This is a genomic window from Pseudomonas sp. LBUM1664, from assembly GCF_059695895.1.
In genome coordinates this window covers 4294455-4314966 of the sequence record NZ_CP166791.1, presented here as the reverse complement: position 1 = coordinate 4314966, position 20512 = coordinate 4294455, and the positions used below count along the sequence as shown (strand labels likewise).

Annotated in this window: 34 protein-coding genes; 21 read left to right on the top strand and 13 right to left on the bottom strand. The window is 57.6% G+C overall.

Translation table 11 applies throughout. The annotated features are described in order from the left end of the window. Positions 1 to 32: 32 nt before the first annotated feature. The 5 genes from ACA047_RS20015 to ACA047_RS19995 all read right to left on the bottom strand — a co-directional run bounded on the left by ACA047_RS20015 (position 33) and on the right by ACA047_RS19995 (position 1611). Positions 33 to 182 (bottom strand): hypothetical protein, encoded by a 150-nt coding sequence (locus ACA047_RS20015; protein ID WP_497352239.1) that lies wholly within the window; start codon positions 180 to 182, stop codon positions 33 to 35. Between the two features lie 79 nt (positions 183 to 261). Then, on the bottom strand, positions 262 to 399 hold the full coding sequence (locus ACA047_RS20010; protein WP_497352237.1) for a hypothetical protein: 138 nt from the start codon (positions 397 to 399) through the stop codon (positions 262 to 264). Positions 400 to 613: 214 nt separating this feature from the next. Then, the gene (locus ACA047_RS20005) at positions 614 to 859 is read right to left on the bottom strand and encodes a hypothetical protein (protein ID WP_497352235.1); all 246 of its coding nucleotides are present in this window, start codon (positions 857 to 859) and stop codon (positions 614 to 616) included. Between the two features lie 19 nt (positions 860 to 878). Then, positions 879 to 1166 (bottom strand): hypothetical protein, encoded by a 288-nt coding sequence (locus ACA047_RS20000; protein ID WP_497352233.1) that lies wholly within the window; start codon positions 1164 to 1166, stop codon positions 879 to 881. A gap of 238 nt (positions 1167 to 1404) precedes the next feature. Then, positions 1405 to 1611, bottom strand: a complete 207-nt coding sequence (locus tag ACA047_RS19995) for a hypothetical protein (RefSeq protein WP_497352231.1) — start codon at positions 1609 to 1611, stop codon at positions 1405 to 1407. A 170-nt stretch (positions 1612 to 1781) separates the two neighbouring features. Here ACA047_RS19995 and ACA047_RS19990 point away from each other — a divergent pair, with 170 nt between their 5' ends. Then, a complete protein-coding gene (locus ACA047_RS19990) occupies positions 1782 to 2318 on the top strand; it encodes a hypothetical protein (RefSeq protein WP_497352229.1) in 537 nt (178 codons plus the stop codon). A 529-nt stretch (positions 2319 to 2847) separates the two neighbouring features. On the opposite strand, the gene ACA047_RS19985 is transcribed toward ACA047_RS19990, so the two are convergent. Further along, on the bottom strand, positions 2848 to 3150 hold the full coding sequence (locus ACA047_RS19985) for a hypothetical protein (RefSeq protein ID WP_497352227.1): 303 nt from the start codon (positions 3148 to 3150) through the stop codon (positions 2848 to 2850). A 48-nt stretch (positions 3151 to 3198) separates the two neighbouring features. Continuing rightward, on the bottom strand, positions 3199 to 3690 hold the full coding sequence (locus tag ACA047_RS19980) for an HNH endonuclease (protein WP_497352225.1): 492 nt from the start codon (positions 3688 to 3690) through the stop codon (positions 3199 to 3201). A 436-nt stretch (positions 3691 to 4126) separates the two neighbouring features. Between ACA047_RS19980 and ACA047_RS19975 the strand changes: the two genes are divergently transcribed. Then, the gene (locus tag ACA047_RS19975) at positions 4127 to 4444 is read left to right on the top strand and encodes a DUF1654 domain-containing protein (protein ID WP_497352223.1); all 318 of its coding nucleotides are present in this window, start codon (positions 4127 to 4129) and stop codon (positions 4442 to 4444) included. A gap of 49 nt (positions 4445 to 4493) precedes the next feature. On the opposite strand, the gene ACA047_RS19970 is transcribed toward ACA047_RS19975, so the two are convergent. From ACA047_RS19970 to ACA047_RS19950, 5 genes are all read right to left on the bottom strand, one after another. Continuing rightward, the gene (locus ACA047_RS19970; protein WP_497352221.1) at positions 4494 to 4997 is read right to left on the bottom strand and encodes a hypothetical protein; all 504 of its coding nucleotides are present in this window, start codon (positions 4995 to 4997) and stop codon (positions 4494 to 4496) included. 538 nt (positions 4998 to 5535) lie between these two features. Continuing rightward, positions 5536 to 6042: a hypothetical protein gene (locus ACA047_RS19965; RefSeq protein WP_497352219.1), complete on the bottom strand. Its 507-nt coding sequence runs from the start codon at positions 6040 to 6042 to the stop codon at positions 5536 to 5538. After that, complete coding sequence (locus ACA047_RS19960; RefSeq protein WP_497352217.1) at positions 6035 to 6307, bottom strand: hypothetical protein; 273 nt, start codon at positions 6305 to 6307, stop codon at positions 6035 to 6037. Before ACA047_RS19960 ends, ACA047_RS19965 begins: the two co-directional genes overlap by 8 nt. Before the next feature lie 64 nt (positions 6308 to 6371). Next, on the bottom strand, positions 6372 to 6611 hold the full coding sequence (locus tag ACA047_RS19955; protein ID WP_497352215.1) for a hypothetical protein: 240 nt from the start codon (positions 6609 to 6611) through the stop codon (positions 6372 to 6374). 4 nt (positions 6612 to 6615) lie between these two features. Next, a complete protein-coding gene (locus ACA047_RS19950) occupies positions 6616 to 7494 on the bottom strand; it encodes a LexA family transcriptional regulator (RefSeq protein ID WP_497352213.1) in 879 nt (292 codons plus the stop codon). A gap of 104 nt (positions 7495 to 7598) precedes the next feature. Here ACA047_RS19950 and ACA047_RS19945 point away from each other — a divergent pair, with 104 nt between their 5' ends. The 10 genes from ACA047_RS19945 (at position 7599) to ACA047_RS19900 (ending at position 13878) form a co-directional block, all read left to right on the top strand. Further along, on the top strand, positions 7599 to 7793 hold the full coding sequence (locus tag ACA047_RS19945; protein WP_107323281.1) for a Cro/CI family transcriptional regulator: 195 nt from the start codon (positions 7599 to 7601) through the stop codon (positions 7791 to 7793). A gap of 29 nt (positions 7794 to 7822) precedes the next feature. Continuing rightward, positions 7823 to 8023: a hypothetical protein gene (locus tag ACA047_RS19940; RefSeq protein ID WP_497352211.1), complete on the top strand. Its 201-nt coding sequence runs from the start codon at positions 7823 to 7825 to the stop codon at positions 8021 to 8023. A gap of 314 nt (positions 8024 to 8337) precedes the next feature. Next, positions 8338 to 9204, top strand: a complete 867-nt coding sequence (locus tag ACA047_RS19935) for a BRO-N domain-containing protein (RefSeq protein ID WP_497352209.1) — start codon at positions 8338 to 8340, stop codon at positions 9202 to 9204. Next, positions 9201 to 10031 carry a DnaT-like ssDNA-binding domain-containing protein gene (locus ACA047_RS19930; RefSeq protein ID WP_497352207.1) on the top strand — a complete coding sequence of 277 codons (831 nt, stop codon included), beginning with the start codon at positions 9201 to 9203 and terminating at the stop codon, positions 10029 to 10031. The genes ACA047_RS19935 and ACA047_RS19930 overlap by 4 nt, the downstream gene beginning before the upstream one ends. Next, positions 10028 to 10741 carry a replication protein P gene (locus ACA047_RS19925; RefSeq protein WP_497352205.1) on the top strand — a complete coding sequence of 238 codons (714 nt, stop codon included), beginning with the start codon at positions 10028 to 10030 and terminating at the stop codon, positions 10739 to 10741. Before ACA047_RS19930 ends, ACA047_RS19925 begins: the two co-directional genes overlap by 4 nt. Beyond that, the gene (locus tag ACA047_RS19920) at positions 10738 to 11550 is read left to right on the top strand and encodes a hypothetical protein (protein ID WP_497352203.1); all 813 of its coding nucleotides are present in this window, start codon (positions 10738 to 10740) and stop codon (positions 11548 to 11550) included. Before ACA047_RS19925 ends, ACA047_RS19920 begins: the two co-directional genes overlap by 4 nt. Positions 11551 to 11815: 265 nt before the next feature. Continuing rightward, the gene (locus tag ACA047_RS19915) at positions 11816 to 12286 is read left to right on the top strand and encodes a hypothetical protein (protein ID WP_497352201.1); all 471 of its coding nucleotides are present in this window, start codon (positions 11816 to 11818) and stop codon (positions 12284 to 12286) included. Continuing rightward, positions 12283 to 12933 (top strand): recombination protein NinG, encoded by a 651-nt coding sequence (locus tag ACA047_RS19910; RefSeq protein WP_497352199.1) that lies wholly within the window; start codon positions 12283 to 12285, stop codon positions 12931 to 12933. Before ACA047_RS19915 ends, ACA047_RS19910 begins: the two co-directional genes overlap by 4 nt. Further along, a complete protein-coding gene (locus ACA047_RS19905) occupies positions 12930 to 13475 on the top strand; it encodes a hypothetical protein (protein ID WP_497352197.1) in 546 nt (181 codons plus the stop codon). The genes ACA047_RS19910 and ACA047_RS19905 overlap by 4 nt, the downstream gene beginning before the upstream one ends. A 205-nt stretch (positions 13476 to 13680) precedes the next feature. Further along, positions 13681 to 13878: a hypothetical protein gene (locus ACA047_RS19900; protein WP_465159199.1), complete on the top strand. Its 198-nt coding sequence runs from the start codon at positions 13681 to 13683 to the stop codon at positions 13876 to 13878. Positions 13879 to 13965: 87 nt separating this feature from the next. Here ACA047_RS19900 and ACA047_RS19895 read toward each other — a convergent pair whose 3' ends face one another. Next, on the bottom strand, positions 13966 to 14193 hold the full coding sequence (locus ACA047_RS19895; protein ID WP_497352195.1) for a DUF6555 family protein: 228 nt from the start codon (positions 14191 to 14193) through the stop codon (positions 13966 to 13968). 332 nt (positions 14194 to 14525) lie between these two features. On the opposite strand from ACA047_RS19895, the gene ACA047_RS19890 reads away from it, so the two are divergent. From ACA047_RS19890 to ACA047_RS19850, 9 genes are read left to right on the top strand one after another with little or no spacing between them, the layout of a single operon-like run. Beyond that, on the top strand, positions 14526 to 14858 hold the full coding sequence (locus ACA047_RS19890) for a phage holin, lambda family (protein ID WP_104902921.1): 333 nt from the start codon (positions 14526 to 14528) through the stop codon (positions 14856 to 14858). A gap of 57 nt (positions 14859 to 14915) precedes the next feature. Next, positions 14916 to 15146, top strand: a complete 231-nt coding sequence (locus ACA047_RS19885; RefSeq protein WP_497352192.1) for an Acb2/Tad1 domain-containing protein — start codon at positions 14916 to 14918, stop codon at positions 15144 to 15146. Beyond that, positions 15146 to 15337 carry a hypothetical protein gene (locus tag ACA047_RS19880; RefSeq protein ID WP_497352190.1) on the top strand — a complete coding sequence of 64 codons (192 nt, stop codon included), beginning with the start codon at positions 15146 to 15148 and terminating at the stop codon, positions 15335 to 15337. Before ACA047_RS19885 ends, ACA047_RS19880 begins: the two co-directional genes overlap by 1 nt. Beyond that, entirely contained in the window at positions 15334 to 15585 is a 252-nt protein-coding gene (locus ACA047_RS19875; RefSeq protein ID WP_497352188.1) for a hypothetical protein, read from the top strand. Before ACA047_RS19880 ends, ACA047_RS19875 begins: the two co-directional genes overlap by 4 nt. A gap of 9 nt (positions 15586 to 15594) precedes the next feature. Then, positions 15595 to 16218, top strand: coding sequence for a putative metallopeptidase (locus ACA047_RS19870; protein ID WP_497352186.1), 624 nt, complete (start codon positions 15595 to 15597; stop codon positions 16216 to 16218). Between the two features lie 32 nt (positions 16219 to 16250). Next, positions 16251 to 16727 (top strand): DUF2280 domain-containing protein, encoded by a 477-nt coding sequence (locus tag ACA047_RS19865; protein ID WP_497352184.1) that lies wholly within the window; start codon positions 16251 to 16253, stop codon positions 16725 to 16727. Then, positions 16702 to 18021 (top strand): phage terminase large subunit family protein, encoded by a 1320-nt coding sequence (locus ACA047_RS19860; RefSeq protein ID WP_497352182.1) that lies wholly within the window; start codon positions 16702 to 16704, stop codon positions 18019 to 18021. Before ACA047_RS19865 ends, ACA047_RS19860 begins: the two co-directional genes overlap by 26 nt. After that, the gene (locus ACA047_RS19855) at positions 18021 to 19481 is read left to right on the top strand and encodes a DUF4055 domain-containing protein (protein ID WP_497352180.1); all 1461 of its coding nucleotides are present in this window, start codon (positions 18021 to 18023) and stop codon (positions 19479 to 19481) included. Before ACA047_RS19860 ends, ACA047_RS19855 begins: the two co-directional genes overlap by 1 nt. After that, positions 19399 to 20511, top strand: a complete 1113-nt coding sequence (locus ACA047_RS19850) for a minor capsid protein (protein WP_497352178.1) — start codon at positions 19399 to 19401, stop codon at positions 20509 to 20511. The genes ACA047_RS19855 and ACA047_RS19850 overlap by 83 nt, the downstream gene beginning before the upstream one ends. The last annotated feature ends 1 nt before the right edge of the window (position 20512 follow it).

Genomic DNA, 20512 nt, shown 5'->3' with positions numbered 1-20512 from the left:
TGCCGCGTGGTGCGCAGCGATTGAATGATTGGTTATTGAGTGATGCGGTCGGCGAGGGCGCTGAGCAGCATCATGAAGGTGCAGAAGGTGATGGCCGAGAACGACCCGCGCCAGATCAGGATGCGCCTGGCGCGTTGCCTGGCGGTCACCGCAGCGCCCTGGACAGCTGAGGTGGCTGGCACACGCCGGTACGTTCCTGAACAACGGTGTAGGCCAGCATGGTCGTCAGTACGGCAGCAGCAGCGATCCAGTAGAGGGCTTTCATCGGAACAACCTCGCGATGAGCATTCCGCGCCGCGTCTCAATTTTGATGCGGACCGGCAAGTCGGCGACCAGAAAAAAGCCCTGTCGATGCAGGGCTTCCGTCATGGCTTTTGCGTTTCGAGCGATGATCGTCATACTGCCGCTCCTGGTAAGAGTTCGATGTACCGGGTTAACTCGGCAGCGCGAATTTGCTTGAGGTAGCAGTCGCGCTCGCTGCAGGTGATGGCAGACAGTTCCGCTGCCAGAAAGGCAGCCATGCGCGCTCTGTCTGCGGTTAGCACGGGAAGCAAGGATGTCGGGATAGCAGACAGTTCAAATTCAATGCGGTGAGTTGCAATGGAGTGAGCGTTCACGGTTTTTTTGCCTCCAGGCCCCAAAATTCAGCGATCTGATCCACGGCTGCGTTGATGCGAATCGCGAGAGCTTTCTTGTGTGCCGCTTCAAAAGCTCGCTGCTCATCCCTAACCTTGGCTTGAGCCTGCAAGGAGTCGTAATCGTGATAGATGTCTTTGTGGGTAGGCCGCGGGCGACCCATTTCGTCGAAATGCCGATCCCATGCCCTGGCCTGGGCACTATCTGCATAGCTGGTTGCCATGGTCGCCTCCAGGGTTGCGTTATTCGGTTCCTGTCAGCCACTCAGAGCCTTTAGCCTCGGAGAGCCACTGGCGAAGCGTGCCAAGTGGCCAGCCATCCTCGTCAGTCCACGGCTTGTCGAGAAGATCGCCGGATACTTCTTCGCAATCATTTGCATCGATATCATCGAAATCCCGCTCGCACGTCTCGGCGTGAAGTCTGATGGCTTCTTCGGCGGTGCTGGCTGCGTAGTAGTCGTGCTCTTCCACGATGAAAACGCGAAGCTGTTTGACGATCGGCTGACCGTCCAATGTCATCTGTTCGCTCATGGCGACCTCCAGTGTTTGGGGTTAGGCGGACTTGGTGTTTGCGATCTTGTTCCAGCGAACAACAACTGCTGATTCCGAACAGGCGTGCTGAACTTTGAATTCACACTCTCGGCACTGAACCCAACTTCCCCCTTGTGCGCTATCCACATCGAGGTCATCGCTATTGCACTCCGGACAAGGCTTAGGCTTTGGCTCGCTCATGACTCTCTCCATTCGTTGGTTCACCCGGTTAGGCGGGCTATTCGTGGTGACCTGTAAACGGGTTGAAGCGGTAAGCGCCGTCCTCGGATACAGCAGGGCGAACACCGTTTTCATCAGCGCCATCGGTTGTTTTAGGTTCGTCACAGTCGATGCAGTTGTCGCCTCGCTTGTCGTCCGCATGGATGACCCGGTTGCAGGTCAGGCAATGGCCGAACTCGGGAGGATCTGGTGGTTGGAAGTTCATGGTTCTCTCCTTTGGGTTCACCTGTATTCGTCAACACTCATGCCTCCCGCTGGTTGCCGATGGACGCGGGGTGAGTGCTGACGGGTAGAGGTGGGGAAGGTTGTTGGATGCAATGAACTACTGACGTCTATAGGCTTCTAAATTAATTCATCCATATTTGGTGAGCGGCTGTGTCTAAGATCATTACCGAGAAGACCAGTACGCATGAGTCTCTTCCGACTGAGGCATTAGTATTCGGAGCTCCGAAAGACCGTCTCGACTTCTATCGCCGAGAAATTCAGTACGAAACCACTCTGCTATCGAATCGAACAAATGCGAATCTGACGGCGCAATCGTTTTTGGTGATTGCGTTCGCATCCTCAATGGCCAACGTCAACCCGGAATGGGGCAAGATCTTCACTTTGGTTGTGCCTTTGCTGCTGGCGTTACTCGGAATTGTGAGTTCGCTGAATGCACGAACAGGGATTCGAGCTGCTTACGCAATAATTGATCACTGGCATTTCAAGCAAAGCAATCTTTTGCGCAGCGAGCCTGCAATGGGGCTTAACTATGATGATTCGCCCCTGTTCTGCGAAGCGGAATCCAGTCAAAAGGGGTATATCAAATCCCTTCAGTTCTCTATGAGAACCCCATGGCTTTTTGTGATTTTCTGGGTAGTTCTCGCAAGCTTTGGTATTTATATCCAGTTCTCGAATCCCGGTTTTTAAGTTGGGCTCGCCGCCTGGTGATTACCCAGTCGCGAGACTGGTGTGGCACCTGCTAATGCGCTCTTTTTGGTTTGATAGGGAAGGGTGCAGGCGCCCGGCACTGCCCGGGATGTGTCGAGTCTGGCCAGCTATGCCCTCGGACTCGCCTGCGGTGTTCGTCTTCGTTTTGGTTTGGCCTACCTTTCGGCTTATGCGCGGTGACATCGTCGACCCTGCTTCCCGCTGCCTGTCAGGGTGTTGGGTGCAGCCTTCAGGCTTGCTGCGCCACACAGGTGGATCGCTCAACTACTTCATGGCCGTATCTCCTAATCGAGGTTTCAACTGCGGCGGTGCGCTCTGGCAGTTGGGGGCAGGTGGGCGGTTATAGACCGCGATTTCATCCGCATCGGGGTGTGATCTGCATGACGTTTGCCCGACATTGCTCTCACGCAGCCTGACGGTACTCAGCTCACACTCCGATACGGCCTGGGCATGCCTTCCGGCGCCAGGGATCGGGCAGTTAACGACAGGCTGTCGTGGCGCTGGTTGTTCAGATGATCGCCGTCATGGTCTTGGAGCCGTCACCATGTTGGGTCGTAAACATCATCGGGGCTGGCCGGCCGCGGCGCCGAATAAAGGCATTTGCTTGGGCAAACAATTCGTTAGGAACGCCGTCGCCATCAGGCAACAAGGTGTTGCACACCAAGCCAGTGCAGTCCTCACCGTTCGGACCTTCTCCGTCATGCCCAATGGCAAAGCTGGCCATCATTGCAATGCCGTTTTCCTGACAGATTGCGATGATCTTCTGCATCAGAGGACTAATCTCTGCGTCGTAAATCTCTTCTTTGTTCATGACCTTGCTCCGGTTGTTTTCCCAATGCACCCGGGTAACCAGGTGCAGTTATTCGTGTCTGGCGAATTCACCGTGTAGCTGGGTTCGTAGTTTAATTGCGGCTGATTCCGCATCATCGATATCGATGTAGTAGCCGCCTTGGTGGATGATTCCCGCCGACCTTATCTGGACATGCCAGCGAGACATCGCGGCGCACCAGCTCACCCCCTTAACGCCAGAGCGATTCGATTTTCGAAGTGGTTGGTTCTGCTGGTTCTGGGAGTCGGTGCATACGCGCAAGTTGCTGATGGAGTTGTTCGCTCGATCCGCATCCACATGGTCGATAGGCCCGGTCGGCCATTCCAAATTGTGGATAAACCAGGCCAGCCTATGGGCGAGGTACTGAACGCCATCAATCTTTATGCGGGTATAGCCATTGCTTGATGCGCAACCTGCTGGGGATCCCGCAGCAGAACCATTCCTGCGCGCCAATTTCCAAAAAAACTGTCCGCTCCCAGGGTCGTACCGCAGCAACTCGTTCACTCTTTCCAGAGTCAGCATCTCTTTCGCCTCATCCGTTGATTTCCAATGCCGCCTCATCGAAGCGGCATCAGTAAATCTGTGGGTGTTTCATCTCCACCACGCGCATCGCCCGATTCATATCTCTGGCCAGGTCACACATTTCGTGTCCGGTGTTCTTCCTGGCTGGCTTGCGTGGTTTCGCGTACTCACATGTGGGAGTACGGCAGCTACCAGAGGCTGCATGGACGACGGTTTAGCTTTCTCACCACCGGGTTGGCCGGTACGTCGTTGGGTCACGTCAGAGTTTTAAAGAGCGGCGGGACTGTTGAGGCCCTGGCGAGTCGCTGTGGCGTCTCGATGGATGTAGTTAACCATCGGTATATTTTAACGTCAATACCGATAGTTAATTTATTTTCTCCTGCCGTGAGATATGCTCCGCAACAACTGGATATACGTACAGTAGCAGGGGAGTGGAATGGCAAAGGCGAAGAAGCAGTCGACACCGGAAAAAAAACAACAAATTAGCGGGATAGAGCGGCTTGGCCTACGCGTCTCATCGATGATCAATCACCCGGTGGCGCAGGCTCAGCGCTGGGTGACAGTCCATCGCCTGGAAACAGACGGAGACCGGGAGTGGGAAGAGGTGCTGAGTGTGATCGCTGATACCGACGAGCTTGAGATGACGCTCAATGACGACGGCAGCGTGACGGTGAGGTGGGAGCAGCAGGAGGTCCAGGCAACGGGGAGGGGAGAGGTAGAGTTTGAGCCAGAAGAAGAGGCGGCGCCGTTCTGACGGGCATGAAAAAGCCCGCGCTGGACGGGCTTAGATATTGATGAAAGGTCTAGTTTGAGAACTTCACCTCGGTCGCCAGGGCCTCTTTCGCTGCCTGGTATGCGGACTTAGCCTGTTGGTCTGTGGTGCGGTAGGGGCTCATGGTGGTTAGGTAAGCCGACCATTTCGCATACAGGTCCTTGCTCAATTCAGCTTGCTTAGCTGGCACCTTGGCTGCCTTCAGACGATTCACAGCCTCGTCGCCCTGAGACCTGGCATGCTTGAAACAATCCATTAGCGAGTTGCTGTACTCGGCGATCAGTGGGCGATTGCTATACCGAACCGCATAGTTCCCTGTCGTTGCCTCAAGGTCGCACTGCCATGCTGGGAGATCTAGCTGACGAGAAAAGTTGATTGCCTCAGGCGACTTCGGGTCATATTTGAAATCGATGGGCTTAAACGCGTGCGGCGCTTTGGCAATAGCTACAGGAGTTGGAGCCCTTTGTTGCGGCGCTACGCAGCCAGCTAAGGTCGTCGTCAAAGCAACAAGTAGAGTGCAGGTTTTCAAGCGCATGGTATCCCTCCCGTAATTGAGCCCGCACTTTATCATCCGTGGCTTACGGCCTCCATTGGTCTAAAGCCCGACTTGATACTCGCCATCACGACTACGCTGAATGAACCCATAACCGCGATAGAGGCCCCAATGAGAGAGGCGCAGCGAAGACTGACCTTGACAGCTTGGCGCGAGCTTTCTGCATTGGCTGGAAGTCGAATGGACGCAGAGGATAAATACTTCGAACTGCTGAGGCGGGCCGACGCCATGGAGCGAGCGTACCTCATCACCAGTGATGAGTGGAGAAGGCTTGTGCAGCACGCGGGAGCATTGCTTTGCAGCACTGCACATTGTATGGGCGGGCCGGGGTAGGCCAGAGACAAGAAGCCCGGCTCTGGTATGGCGTCATACGATTAAACCGCAGACAAAGAAAAGCCCGCGATGGGGGGTAGCGGGCTTAAAGGTATTATCGCTAGGAGCTGGAATGACTATAGGCGCCCGACTGTGAAAGCTATGTGAAAAGTCAGATACAAGAAGCCCGGCGCTGGGCCGGGCTGTTTTACGATCCAGATTTAACTGCGGGCGGTGAGGTTGTCGCCGGCGAGCTCTTGCTGGCTTCCGGTGTGACCGTTTCTGAAGTCGGTGTCGGCGCACTTTTGCCTAGCTGAAAAGCACTCAACATATTCGATGTGAGAGCCGTATTGAATCCAGCCACGCCGAGCACTATCGCGAGCACAGTCGAGACTGCAGTCACGATCAAAGTGGTTTTCATTGAGCTGATGCTAGTCTTCGTCTCCCCGTTGTCCTTGCCGATTTGTGCAAGAACACCGTCAAGGCGCTTATCTCGCTCAGTCTGAGCAGACAGAAAGCCTTCTATTTTCGCAGACACAGATTCCACTCGAGCATCCATCTTGGCCTCGATGGTCTCGATCTTTGCGTTGAATTCTTCGCGAGTTATGTCGTTCATGGCCTCAGTATGGCCGCTGGGTGTTGCTCTGTCATCCTTGACATATTTTGTCCTTGGGAGGTGAAGGTCGCCGAAAAGCCTACCGTCGTAGTTATTCATTTTTTTCTTTGCTCGGATTCTGGGCGACCCAGTCGGCTATAAATTTTGCTCGGTGCTCTCTCACGAATCCACAATTGCTGCATTCCAGGGCGAGATTATAAGCCGGCTCCTCACCAAAGGTGACCTGAAGCGGCATGAGAAAGACCTCTGTACTTTTCTCATCAGCAAAGGGAACAATCCACTTTGGATTGCCGCAGCAAGGACACTTTGCATTATCGGTTTTGTCTACCAAAAATCTGATGGCGTCTTCGAACAATATTTTCATCACAATCCTTTTTGATGCACTAAAAAATTAACCGCTACAGCACTCGCCACGCCAAACCACGCGCCTATTCAGGCTTGCTTCGATTTATCTGTCCGGCCTTCACCTCATCCGCATAACCCGCCAGCCTATCCTCGGTATCCGGAAAGCTCGCGATGATCGTGAGCAGCTCTCTGGCATCAGCCTCAAATCCTGCGTCGGACAGCCGTATCGCCATCTTCAGCAGATCGACGCCCGACCACTTGAGCAGGGCCGCAGCCTCTTTCAGGTCGCGGCGCAGTTGTTGGTTGGGTTTGGTCAGGGCCATGGCGTTACACCGGTTGTCCATTCCATACGTAAAGCACCCGAGCCAGGATGTGGGTGTCGTCCACTCGTATGTCCTCGGGGTCGTGGCGCTTGTTGTCCGAGATCATCTTGAAGCGATCCTTGCCTTTCTTTTGCAGGCGCTTCACGTACAGCATTTCGTCGTGGGAGAAGAGGTAGATACCGTCGCCTGTGAATTCCCGGATCGTGATGTCGACGAGCAGGGGGTCGCGATCCTTGATCGTCGGGGCCATTGACTGACCCCAGCCAGTGATCATTTTGAGGTGGAAGTGCTCTTTGAACGTGACGCCCATCTCGCGCAAATGTTTCGGGCTAACCCTTATGTCCTGAAGCATTTCCGGGTATTCGTGAGGGATCTGCCCGCCGCCCATTGCAGCGCGAACGTCGTAGTGCGCGATCCATACCTCGTCACCCACCGCACCAGGTCGGTAGTAGTCAATTTCGATAGCGTCGCCATCCTCAGCCTGGGCCACGGCCAGTAATCTTCTGCGAGCATCTTCAGAAAGATTCTTCCCGCCGCGACTTAGCATTTCTCGGACGACGTCGGCCGCTGTTCCGCCAAGCGTGTCGCTGACATTGTCCGCCCGCGCAACTGGCGCGCTGGTCAAACTGCGAATCTCTTTCGCCAGGCGCGGGCTGAACGCTTCTACCGGCTCCTGAATCATGCGGGCCAAAACCGCCGCAAACTGGGCGTTCAGCGGGTTGATTCCTTTGAAATACAGGTTCACCGCAGCGGGCGTCATGCCGGCCGCATCTGCAATTTTCTTCTGACTTAGCTTTAGCTCGTTTTTCTTTGAGAGAAACAGAGCGTGCGCGGCTTCGCACTCGGCCAGGCGGTCAGGAGGCAGGATTCGTTTTTTCGTCATCGCGCGAATGTATACCAACGGTTAAAAATAAGAAGAAACCATCGGTATTGATTAAAAATTAACAGATGGTTAATATCAGCCTCATCTACAACCGAGGCTTGATCATGAACGAGACCCCCCTCGACAAGTTTGTTGCTGAAAAAGGGCAGTCCGAAGCCGCGAGGCTTCTTCGTGTCACCGCCCCGGCAATCCACAAAGCGCTCATCGCGAAACGAGACATCCGCGTCTTGGAGCTGCCTGACGGCACCTTCCAGGCACAGGAGCAGCGCCCGTTTCCGTCCCAGAAATCCGCAGCTTAATCCAACTCAACAGCCAGGAGCATCGAAGCATGTACATGGACCCCAATCAAAAGCGCGCCATCGCGGTGAAGGTTCGATTTGAACCAGTGCTTGATCGGATTCTGCGTAAAGCCGCAACGAAAACTCGCATGCAGCACGCGACCTATCTCTACGAAATCGTCGAGTGGGCCGTGGCCAACGGCGTGATCGAAGAGCTGATGCAGGACAAACAAGAAGATATCGCGGGCTGAAGCCCCTTTGGAGGGCCGAATGACCGTAGAGCTTGAAAGGCTGCCTCCGCAGACGCGGCAGAAGGTAGAGGAGTTGATGCGAGTAAACGGCTGGAGCTTCAGTCGTGCCATCAATGAAATGACGGAAACCGCCATTGCCTGTGGCGCGCTTTCGGAGGTTGGAAGGAAGAAGGCCAAGGTCCTTCAACTGGTGACCCCAATGAGGGCCTCCGGCAGGGACTCTTAAGGGTAATCCAGAGGGCCTCTGCCAAATCCGAGACGAAAAAAAGCCGGGGTAGTGACCCGGCTCTCTTAAAACGCTTGTGGAGCAAATCATGCACCAATCCAACCAAACGATCAATACCCCGGCCAATGTCGCGACACGTTTTGCTGAATCTGAAAACGTGTCGCGGATTAAACCTGTCACTCCTTTCGACTTTCACGGCTTCCCTGTTCGGGTAATTGACGACGGACACGGTGAGCCTTGGTTCATTGCCAAGGACATCGCCGAAGCCTTGGGATACGCCAACACTTCGAAGGCGATCAACACTCACTGTAAAGCGGTCAATACCTGCCATACCGAAATGGGAGGTCAGGTCCGGGCAGTGCAGATCATCCCGGAGAGAGACCTTTACCGACTGGTGATGAAGTCCAAGCTGCCCGCTGCCGAGCAATTCGAAGAGTGGGTGGTGGGACAGGTACTGCCAGCCATTCGAAAGACCGGCTCCTATACGGCGCAGGAAACGAATAACTCCAAGGTCATCGGAGAGCTGGCGATCCTTGAATGCTTCGACCGCCTACTGAAGCCAGCGCCGTCCAGCAAGATGATGATGCTCGCCAAGATCGCCGCAAACAACGGTCTCGATGCCAAGTTTCTCCCCGGCTACGCCATCGACGCCGCGCCAGACGCCACCGGCGGCTCCTCGATGGAAACCAAGCCCATCACCGACCTAATCAAAGAAAACGGCATCGCCAGTACGGCGACAGCCTTCAACCGCCTGCTGGCTGCGAATGGCTTTATCAAGAAGTGTCAGCGCAATAGCACCAAGCGCGGAGTCGTCGACTTCTGGTCGGTGACTGATAAGGGCCTTCGCTACGGCAAAAACCTGACCAGCCCAAACAATCCACGCGAGACCGCGCCTCATTGGTACGTCTATCGCTTTCCTGAGCTTGCCGAGCTTGTCGGCAAAGGACGTCCATGATGGCCCGCATCCGCACTGTGAAGCCGGAGTTCTGGTCGAGCGAGCAGGTTATGTCCTGCCGCCCGATGGCCCGGCTGTTGTTTATTGGTCTCTGGAATTTCTGCGATGACGGCGGAAACCATCCGCTTGCACCGAGAACCATCAAGGCCCTGGTTTTCCCTGGCGACGACATCACCACTGAAGAGGTGAATGGCCTGCTCGGTGAGTTGGAAGGTGCTGAGCTGATCCAGAGCTACTGGGTGACCGGGAAGAACTACTTCCACGTCCGTGGCTGGAAGCACCAGAAAATCGAGAAAAAGAACTTCAAATACCCAGGCCCGCCGTCTGAATTCGACGACCAGTCGGAGAGTGGTCGCCGACAATTCGCCGAGGAGTCGTCGATTGATCGTCGACCGGTAGACCCCGGAAGGGAAGGGAAGGGAATAGGAGAAGATCAACACAACTCTCTATACGCGAGCGGTGAAAATTCGACCAATTCAGCCAGTGCAGATTTTGCACCAGTTGCCCCGGAGCCAATCGACCCAAAGTCTCCACGGGAAATGACCCTTGATTGGAAACCTGATCACAAGACCCTGAAGGCATACGCCTTCCGTATGGCTATGCCTGTCGAAGCGTTCACCGACGAAGCCACAGCCACGTTCGTCTGCCACTACTCGGCATCCGGCCGCATCGAGACCGAAGCGTCTTGGGTGAGCCTGCTGGTGAAGTGGGTGAAACGCGACACGGCATCTGCCAGCAACGTTCGCCAGTTCCCTGTGCGCCGCCAGTCAAACGAGCCTGACTTCGACAGTAGTACCTGGGCTGAAAACCTTGTGGTGAGCCCATGAAGCCCGTCAACCAGCTTATGGCAACCATGGGCAACCTGCCGCCAGCCAATCACGCCCAGACGCTCCAGGTGACGCCAGAGACGGCAGAAGTGGTGAACGGTCTGTTCCGCCGGCTGCGCGGGATCTTCCCGGCCTGGCGCCAAGCCTGGCCGTCCACGGAAGCCTTGGACGCTGCCAAGGCCGAATGGATCAAGGAGTTCGCCGCCGAGGGTATCCGCACCCTGGAGCAGATCGAGTTCGGTATTCAGAAGTGCCGCAAGCTGAAGAAGCCCTTCGCCCCGAGCGTGGGGGAGTTCATCGCCATGTGCGTGCCCAGCCCTGAGGACTTCGGCATGCCAGTTGCCGCTGACGCATGGCTTGAGGCTCTGCTGGGTACCTACAGCCACGAAGCGGTGAAGTTGGCCGCCGAAGCCACCGGCATCTTCGACCTGCGCGCCGCCAAGCAGGAGGACAAAAACCTGCGTGCCCGGTTCGAGCGCAACTACGAGGTAATCCTGCGCCGCGCCCAGGCCGGTCAGCCGCTCGACGGCAAGATCGCCACCGGCATAGGCCACGACAGCCAGAAAACCGAACTGCAGCTTGCCGAGGAATACGCCAACCAGCGCCAGGCCCGGCTACTGGAGATCCAGGCCATCCCATGCAGCGGTGCGGCGGCACGGGCGCAACTCATGGCCAAGTTTGGCAAGAAGACCAGGGAGCAACGGACATGACCGACAAAAACCGTAACGCATTCGAGGCGTACTTCCGCGCTTGCGCTATAGCGAATGGGCAGACTGAGGCTTCCATCGTTAAGGCGCTTGAGCGCGCCGAAGATGGCACGTACATGCGCGCCCTGGCCTATGACGGCTGGTGCTACTGGATGGCCGCGAAGGATTTCAAAGCAATCGATCCTCAAAGCAAGCCGAGTGCTTCGCGGGGCCTCGACGCGTATTACTACGGCTTCGCGCCCACCGGTTGCGACCTGATCGACTCTGTTCTTGAGTCGGTGGCGACTGCCGGTAGCGGCTACCACCACACAGAAGACTGGCGCGAAGAGTACGACGACGGTGGTTCGCCGCTGAGCAATATGCAGAAAGCTGCAGACGAGGCGGCGGCCGCAGTCCTGGCCCTGATCGCCGAGAACGAACGTCTTGTCCGCCGCGGCCAGATGCTTGCGGAGGTTGGTTGCGAGTATTGCGGTGGCAGCGGATGGGTTCACCGGATCGACGGGGAGTGCCTTGTGGCTTGTGATAGTTGCCCGGCTTACGAGCTGAACTGTGCCAAGCACGAGCTGAGCCAGCTCCAGGCCGAAGTCGCCGGCCTCAAGACCGGCTACGAAGCCTACGAGCGGGTGAATGCTGGGCTGAAGGCTGAGGTGGAGCGGCTGACCGCTCACATTGCCGATGGCATGGACTGTAAGGCCGTAGTGATTCAGGGAATGGCACGCCTAACAGCCGAGAACGAGGCGCTGCGCAAAGAGCGCGACAAGCTCGCCGAAGACAATCAGGGTCTGCTCGAAGACTTCGCGGGGTGCCTATGACTGACTTGAATCAACTTTCACCAGCGGCGCGCTCTGCTGCGATGCGCGGCGGTACTGCGGACTGGGGGCAAGTTGGCGGCCTACCTGAACAGATCCGGTACATGGAACTGCGACCAAAGCGTCCAGGGCGCAAACCCAAATGCCATTGTGGCTGCGGGACACCGAAAACACATCTTGGCATGGCCAATGGCGTTTGCTTAACGAGTGGCTGCGAGCTGTACGTCCGTCGTTGGGTGAAAACTGCTGGTATTCGGAGGGCGCAGCCATGACCGACAAAATCTCAGTCAACTGCCAGGCCAAACTCTCCGAGGCCATTACCAGCCTGACCGCGATGTACAAGGCGAAGAAATTCGTGGTGGTCTCCCTACGCCCAGGCAAGGACCGCACGCTCGACCAGAACGCCCTGTGGTTCGCGATGTACAAGCGCATCGCCGAGATGACCCAGATCGGCGACCCGGCCGATGCTCGCCGCTACTGCAAGCTGCACTTCGGCGTGCAAATTCTGCTGAACGAGGATTCGGGGTTCCAAGCAGCCTGGTACCGGGTCATGCGCCATCTGCCCTACGAGGAGAAGCTGGCTATGATGGGCGAGTGCAAGCTGTTCGGCCCTGACGGGTTTCCGGTCACCAGCCTGTTCAATCGCGCCCAGGGCATCCAGTACACCGACCGCATTGCCGCGTACTTCACCGGCCAGGGTGTTGTGTTCACCGATCTGCTGAGCGAGGAGGCGGCATGAGCCTTTCCGTCAAGCAGCCCCGCCCGAAGAAATGTCGGGTCGAAACATGCAGGGCCTCATTCGTCCCTCAGCGTCTCGGACAGGCCGTATGCAGCCCGACCTGCGCGATTCTCGATGCTGCCACGAACCAAGTGAATCAGCAGAAGGCACGAAAGTCCCTGGCCCAGGTCGAGCGCCGGGAGATCAAGGTCCGCAAGGAGAAGCTGAAGAGCAGGGCGGATCACCTGAAGGACGCCGAGAAGGCCGTGCGCGACTACCGGCGCACCTACGAGCTGAGCATCGGAAGTGGGTGCATCAGTTGCGGCGAATCGCAGGAGTCGATTCTGGCTGCCCAAGGCTGGAAGGTAGGCGGCGCATTCGACGGAGGGCACTTCATGGGCAAAGGCGCCCGCCCAGAGCTCAGGCTGACGCCGTCCAACATATGGCTTCAATGCAAAGCCTGTAACTCGGGCTCCTACATGCATGCACGCAAGGGCTACACCGTCTCCCAAGGCTTCCGGTCTGGGTTGATCGCCCGTATCGGCCTAGAGGCGGTGGAAGCGCTGGAAGCCGACCATGAGCCGCGCAAGCACACCGTCGAAGAATTGAAAGCAATCACCGCCGAATACCGGGCGAAGACCAGAGAACTGAAGAGGGCGGCAGCATGACCTATCGCAACGTTGTTTCAGCAGTAGTTCGGGCGCTGGCCGCCGAGACAATAACGTCCGCCGGCGGCTGCGACTTTGAGCCTAAGGTGCAATGCGCCAAACAGAAGGGGGAGATCGTCGGCAAGGAGGCGGCGTTTCTCCAGGACTGCTGGGTGTTCGGTAGGTTGCACAAATCGCTCACCCCAGCGCACTGGCGGGCGCTGGTGGCGAAGTACTCCACCCACGAAGAGCGCAAGCACGGCGCCATCCTGGAGCTGCTCAACTCGGTCCGCACGCCTGCGCCGAAACGCTTTCGGGAGTGTGCGGTACTGACCTGGGCCATTCCGCAGGTTGCAGGTGCAGAGGGCAAGCGTTCCGCCGCGGTGCTGCCGGCCGCCTGGTACGACATTACAAACTGGGACAACGACGGCAAACCGGAATCCACCCGCTACCGGTGGCGCTCGTCGATCCGAAAGGCACTGGATGACCAGGTGAACGAGGCGCTGACCGCTGCCCAGGAGCTGCTCGATGCGGAGGGGCTCATCGAAAGTTGCGCTGCGTAGCAGCTAGCCATTGCAATGAGTGAGAAAGTGAGAGAATATTTACCCATCCTGTCGATCTTGCGCGTTAGGGATTGACACTAAAAAGCCTCGCCACTGTGCGGGTTTTTTTGCTTTGCGCCGTTCGTCCAGTGTTCGGCACTCGCTGCGACCTGCCGACTCCCATGTTTAAGCGCGGATATTCCGAGCGTTTGAACGGAGAGTCAGCATGGACATTGATAAGAGTGCGCCAGGCAACATTTCTCAACAGGAAGTGACCCGCGGCACGGATAACGAGACAGGGCACGATCCGAGGCGTGACGAGGACAAGACTTCGCTGCCGCCCGACGACGATGCACCTCTTGAAGAGGATATGTCTGATGTGGACGCAGCCGATTCAGTAGCGAGCGAACACCCAGACAACTGATGAATTTCACGTCAACAAACCCGGCCACCGCGCCGGGTTTTTTATTCGCAAAATTTGCGTGTTAGAACTGCGGCAGCGCCCCCGGTTTTATCCGGCTTTATTCCAACGAACCTGCGTAACTCCCAGCTTGTCAGCAATTTTTAATATTGAGTCCCGAGACAGACCTATCGGTATCCAATATTCAGGGCCCTCACCGGCATGTCTTGCAGCCATGCGAATTGCATCGTCTTCGCTGAATGCCGTTGCACTCGTATAGAAGTGCTCTGGCTCCCCATTGCGTAGGTAATGGATTTTATAGGGTATTAAATTTGCCATTAGAGCCTCTTGGCCTAAGCCATACCCAAAAGGGTCGATCCTAGAAACTGGAATTCAGAGAGGTCTGTCGGATGGTGATACCGAGAGAAATCGTGATGCCTGAACTGCGGACGCTGCGTTATGTGATCCCTTTAAAGTTCGACTAATTAGCCCTCCAATCGTTCGATCTATCAATTTGATGCTCATTTTTGAGGCTTTAGCAGTCGCTGAGGTCCTTTCGTTTTCGGCCCCGCCACACCCTTTGCTCTTAGCTGGGAGTGCAGTTGGGGCTGATTCAAATCTGCAGGTCATGGCCTGTCATATTCATAACTCCCTGACGGGGAGGAACCGAGATGTCCAACATGCCAGACAAACCAGACACATGGGCGATTGCGCTTGCGTGGTTGAGCCAGCATTCGCCAATCCTCTATGCCGCTGCGCTGTCCTGCGCTATGGCCGTCCTGCGCATCACCTACGGCGGCGGCACACGGCGCCAGATGCTGGTGGAGGGCGCGATCTGTGGCGGCCTTACCTTGACCATCATCAGCGGCCTGGACTTCTTCGGTCTGCCCCAGAGCATGGCCACCTTCGCAGGTGGCTGGGTTGGCTTCTTGGGTGTGGAGAAGATCCGTTCGATTGCTGACAGGGTGACTGACTTCAAGCTGCCCAGTCGCAAGGTCGATTAATCCGCGCCACGTTTTCGAATGCGCCCAATCGTGGCGCGCAAACATGAGGAATCACCCATGGACAACCAGCACAAGAAGATCACCGGCTACCGCGACCTGACCCAGTCCGAGATCGACGGCATGAACTCCATCAAGGCGCTGGAGGCCGACACCGGAGAGCTGTTCAAGCAGGTCGGCCAGATTGAAGGTGTCGACCCTCGACTGCTGGCACTGGCTAAGACCAATCTGCAGCAGGGCTTCATGTGGTTCGTGCGCTCGATCGCCAAGCCAGCCGATCCGTTCAGCTGATGAACAATGTCACCCGCCTGCGCCACGCGCTCCCCATGGGCCAAGACATCAACACTGCGGTGACCACGCTCGACAAGGCCATCGCCGATGCGGTGGACACTGCCAAGGCTGCTGGGTTACCTCAAGGCCTGATCGTTGGCTTGCTCCACGGGCACGCCCATGCACAAACCCACCAGATGGTGCGCCAATGACCATGAAAGTAGTCGAGTTCAAGCGCGAGGGCTGGCGCGACGCAGCCAAGACCCTGCGCAAGATAGCTGACGACCTCGATGCCGGTGAGCATCCTGAGTGCACCGTAGGCGCCTTGACGCTGATCGGTGCGAAGGGAGAGGTGACCGTGTTCGGCCTCGGCCCTAAGTGCGACGACCTGCAGTGTCTGGGTGCAATGCGCCTGGGTGAGCAGAGGCTGATTGATGTGCTGCTCGACATCGAAGATTGAGGGTTGCGAATGGACAGGCCGATGCCACCCGAGTCGCTGCTCGAACTGTCTGACCTCGCCGACTTCGGCATCCGCCTGAAGCCCGCGCCTGAAGTGTTGGAATGGCTCCAAGCCGAGATCCTTGCCGACACCGGCAGCATTCACAACGAAGACCATGCCCATCTCCTGGATGCAGACATCCGGGTGATGTGGGCCTCGTCGAGTTTCGAGAAACAGGGGCGCACAGTCCTGGGCCAGGCTGAGCAAGTAGCATTACGCGCTGGTGGTTGGCAGAAGGCCCGGATGGAACAACAGATGGGTGACTGGTTCGGCGAAGTGCCGACCTACATCATCACTCTGGCTGCCGACTACTGCGCCCAATGCTCCGACACCGAATTCTGCGCCCTGGTTGAGCATGAGCTGTATCACATCGCTCAGGCGAAGGATCAGTACGGCGCACCCAAGTTCACCCAGGAAGGATTGCCCAAGCTTGAGATGCGCTCACACGACGTTGAGGAGTTCGTCGGAGTGGTCCGCCGCTATGGTGCGAGCCCTGACGTTCAAGCGTTGGTGGATGCTGCAAACAGTCCTGCTGAGGTGGGGAATTTGAATATTGCGAGGGCCTGCGGAACCTGTCTGCTCAAGTCGGCCTGATTCCATGACAGGTATTGACGGATGACAACCATATGGCAGTACTACGAAGCGAGGTTAAAGCCTTCATCGTTCAGGCTCTGGCCTGCTTCGATACGCCATCCCAAGTGGTAGCAGCGGTCAAGACGGAGTTCGGGATAGAGATAACCCGCCAGCAGTGCGAAACGCACGACCCAACAAAGTTTGCCGGGCAGAAGCTTGGCAAGAACTGGGTTGACCTGTTCCACGCTGCTCGCAAGCGATTCCGCGAAGAGACAACCGAAATCCCGATCGCCAATCGCGCTTACCGGCTTCGCGGCCTTGGGCGATTGGCGGAGAAGGCCGAGAACATGCGCAACCTGGCACTGACAGCTCAGTTATACGAGCAGGCCGCAAAAGAAGTTGGTGACGCCTACGTGAATCGCCGACTCGAACTTGAAAAGCCTCTGGGCTCCCACGCGGACCAGCAGCACGCCATTGCTGAGTACACCCTGGAGCCTGACGAGAATGTTCCCGCTACCCCGTACCTTTGATCCACCGGTAAAGCTGACGCCGAAGCAGGCGAACATTTACTGCTGGGGCTTCCAGCCTGAGGCGCGATTCCGCGATGCGGTGTGTGGTCGCCGGTTCGGCAAGACGTTCCTAGGCAAGGCTGAGATGCGCCGCGCTGCCCGGCTCGCTGCTGAGTGGGGAGTTAGTGTCGAGGATGAGATCTGGTATGGCGCGCCGACCTTCAAACAGGCCAAACGCGTGTTCTGGCGGCGGCTGAAGCAGGCCATCCCTGAAGCATGGCGTGCGCACCGCCCGAACGAGACGGAATGCTCGATAACGCTCAAGTCCGGCCACGTCATGCGCGTTGTTGGGCTCGACAACTACGACAACCTGAGGGGTTCCGGTCTGTTCTTCGTCCTGGTGGACGAGTGGGCCGACTGCCCGTGGGAGGCGTGGGAGGAAGTCCTGCGGCCGATGCTCTCGACCTGCCAATACACGATTCCAGGCATTGGCATGCGTAAAGGCGGTCATGCGCTGCGCATCGGCACCCCGAAAGGCTTCAATCATTGCTACGACACGTACCAAGACGGTCGGCCAGGTCATGAGCCTGACCACAAGAGCTGGCTCTATACCTCACTCGACGGCGGCAACGTCCCGGCTGATGAGCTGGAGGCGGCCCGGCGCAAGATGGACCCCCGAACTTTCCGGCAGGAGTACGAGGCCAGCTTCGAGAATTACCAGGGCGTCGTTTACTACACGTTCAACCGTGAGGCGAACCACACCAGCGAAACCATCAAGCGCGGCGAGGCGCTGCACATCGGCATGGACTTCAACGTCATGAAGATGGCGGCCGTAGTGCATGTCATCCGTGACGACCTGCCGCTGGCCCTCAGTGAGTTTTTCGATGTGCGGGATACGCCGGAGATGATCGAGAAGATTAAGCTTCGCTTCCCTGACCACAGCATTGCGATCTACCCGGACGCCAGCGGCCAGAACACCAGCAGCAAGAGTGCGAGCGAGTCGGACCTTTCGTTGCTCAAGAAGGCCGGTTTCACGGTGATCGTGGACTCGACCAATCCCGCGGTGAAGGACCGGGTCAACGCGATGTGCGCCATGTTCGCCAACACGTACGGCGAGCGCCGCTACCGGGTGAACGTGGACCAGTGCCCGAAGTACACGCAGTGCCTTGAGCGGCAGGTCTACAACGACAAGGGCGAGCCCGACAAGAAGGCCGGCTACGACCACCTGGTGGACGCTCCCGGCTACTTCATTGCCAAACGCTACCCGATCAAAACAAGCACAGGCGGAACGCGCCGCATTGGAGGATTGGCATAATGCCGGTGCAATCGACAAGCCCCGACTACGACGTGCACATCGTCGAGTGGGAAATGATGGACGACGCGCTCGAGGGCGAGTGCGCGGTCAAGCGCAATCCGCGCAACCTGCCCAAACCTAGCGGCATGACCGAGGCTGAGAAGCTCGACGGCGTGGGCAACAAGTACCTCTACGAGAACTACACGGCCAGGGCTCAATACGAGCACTGGGTGCGCGACTCGTTGCGGTCCATGATGGGCCTGGTCTCCCGGTTGATTCCGGAGATCGAACTTCCTGCGGGTATGCAGGGGCTGGAGGAGAGCGCCACATCCGACGGATTTGGGCTCAAGCAACTGTTCTTCCGAATAGTCCGCCAGGCTATTTCCCATGGACGGGTGCCGCTGGTAGTGAACATCGATGAGCGCGGTGAGCCATATTTCTCAACTTATGCCACTCGCAATGCCATCAACTGGAAGGTCGGCAGCCAGGGCGGGCGGCAGGACTTGATCCTGGGCGTGTTCCGCGAGTTCCGGGACGACAAAGAGGATGAGTATGACCACGACTGCAAGCTGGTCTTTCGCGTCTTCAAGATGATCGGCGACGTTTGCCACAGCGAAGTGCTGGGTGAGGTGGGCGAGGTCATCGAGGAGCTGAGGCCGCTTGGCACCACCGGCACTGATAACCGCCTCGTCAAAGGGCTTTCCTATCTGCCCGTGATCTATTGCGGCTCGACGGACAACTCGCCCGAAGTGGACGAAGTGCCGCTGCTGACCATGGCGCGCGCCGCGCTGAAGTCGTACCAGCTCAGCGCCGACTACTTCACGGCGTTGCACCAGACCAGCCACCCGCAACCGTGGGTTTCTGGGCTTGATGATTCGGTAGAGCTGAGTGTTACTGGCCCATCGGCCGCATGGGATCTTGGTCCAAATGGCGCATGTGGCTATCTGGAGTTCCAGGGCGCCGGCATTGAAGCTGTCCGCAAGGCCATGGACGATCAGAAGAACGCCGCGCTCGAGGCCGGCGCGAAGGTCATGGACGTAGGCGGCACGGAATCGGGCGAGGCACGAAAAACCCGTCAGAACGATCAGCACGCCACGCTGCACAGCATTGTCATCACCGTGGCCGAGGCGCTCGAACAGGCCTTGCGGTACGCCGCAGAGTGGAAGGGCTACGACCCCAAGCAGGTCACGTTCAAGGTGACGCCAGAGTTTGTGATGCCGGAGGTGGATGCCCAGGTGCTTGCCGAGCTGCTCAAGGGCGTTATGGCGGGCACGATCAGTGCTGACACGTACTGGCAGTACCTCACGACCGGCAAGCTGCCGGAGCGCCCATACAACGAAGAAGCCGACCTGATCAGCGACGAGCGAGAATCAGCCGGCATCAACTTGGACAAAGACGATGTCGACGACAAACCTGGCGCAGGCGGACAGCCAACTTCTGGAGCAGACGACCCGTCACTCGGTGATGATCGAGCGGCTTAAGGCCGGTGAGGTCAAGAAGTTTGAGAAGTACCTGCGCCAGATCGACAAGCTGGTGCGGGACCAGCTGACGCGCAAGGAGCTGACCACCTACAGCCGGGAGCGCCTAGAGCAGTTCCTGGCCCGGGTGGACGGCAAGCTTCTGGATATCTACAAGGCCTACGGCGACCTGGTGCAGGCTGACATGGTCGATATCGCACTGTATGAGGCGACCTTTGAGGCCAACAGCCTGAGCAATGCGCTGTCGATTGATGCCGTGGTGCCGACAAACACGGTCATCCGCGCTGCGCTGTTCTCCTATCCGTTGCAGGTGAAAGGCGTCGACGGCGGGAAGCTGTTGAAGAGCTTTGTCAGTGGATGGACTCGCACCGAGACGATGCGGGTCACGAATACCATCCGGCTCGGCTTCGGCCAGGGCCAGACCAACGCGCAGATCATCCAGGCGATTCGAGGTACTGCGGCGCAGAACTTCACCGATGGCGTCCTGGCGGTGAGCAACCGCAACGCTGCCTCTGTTGTGCAGACAGCAATCCAACATGTGGCCACGACGGCGCGGATGGAGACGCTGAAGGCTAATAGCGACGTGGTGCTTGGCTACCGCTGGGTATCGACGCTCGATCGCAAGACCTCGCAGCAGTGCAAGGGCCTGGATGGCATGCGCTTTGACCTGGGCAAGGGGCCGCTACCGCCGGCGCACATCAACTGCCGGTCAACTACTGTGCCGACAACAAGGCTTTCGGAACTGTTCGCCAAGGACGCCACGCGCGCTTCGGTGGGTGACAACGGCGGAGCCCAGGTCGACGCAGGGCTGAACTATTACGAGTGGCTGGCAACGCAGCAGGCGAGCTTTCAGGATCACGCCCTCGGGTCGGTTCGGGGTAAGTTATTCCGTGATGGCGGCCTGACGCCGGAGAAGTTCGCCAAGCTGCAGCTCGACAAGTCCTTCAAGCCGCTGACCCTTGCGCAACTGAAGGAGGCAGAGCCTGACATGTTCACTCGGGCAGGCGTTACACTCGGCGCTCCACCAGGTTGAG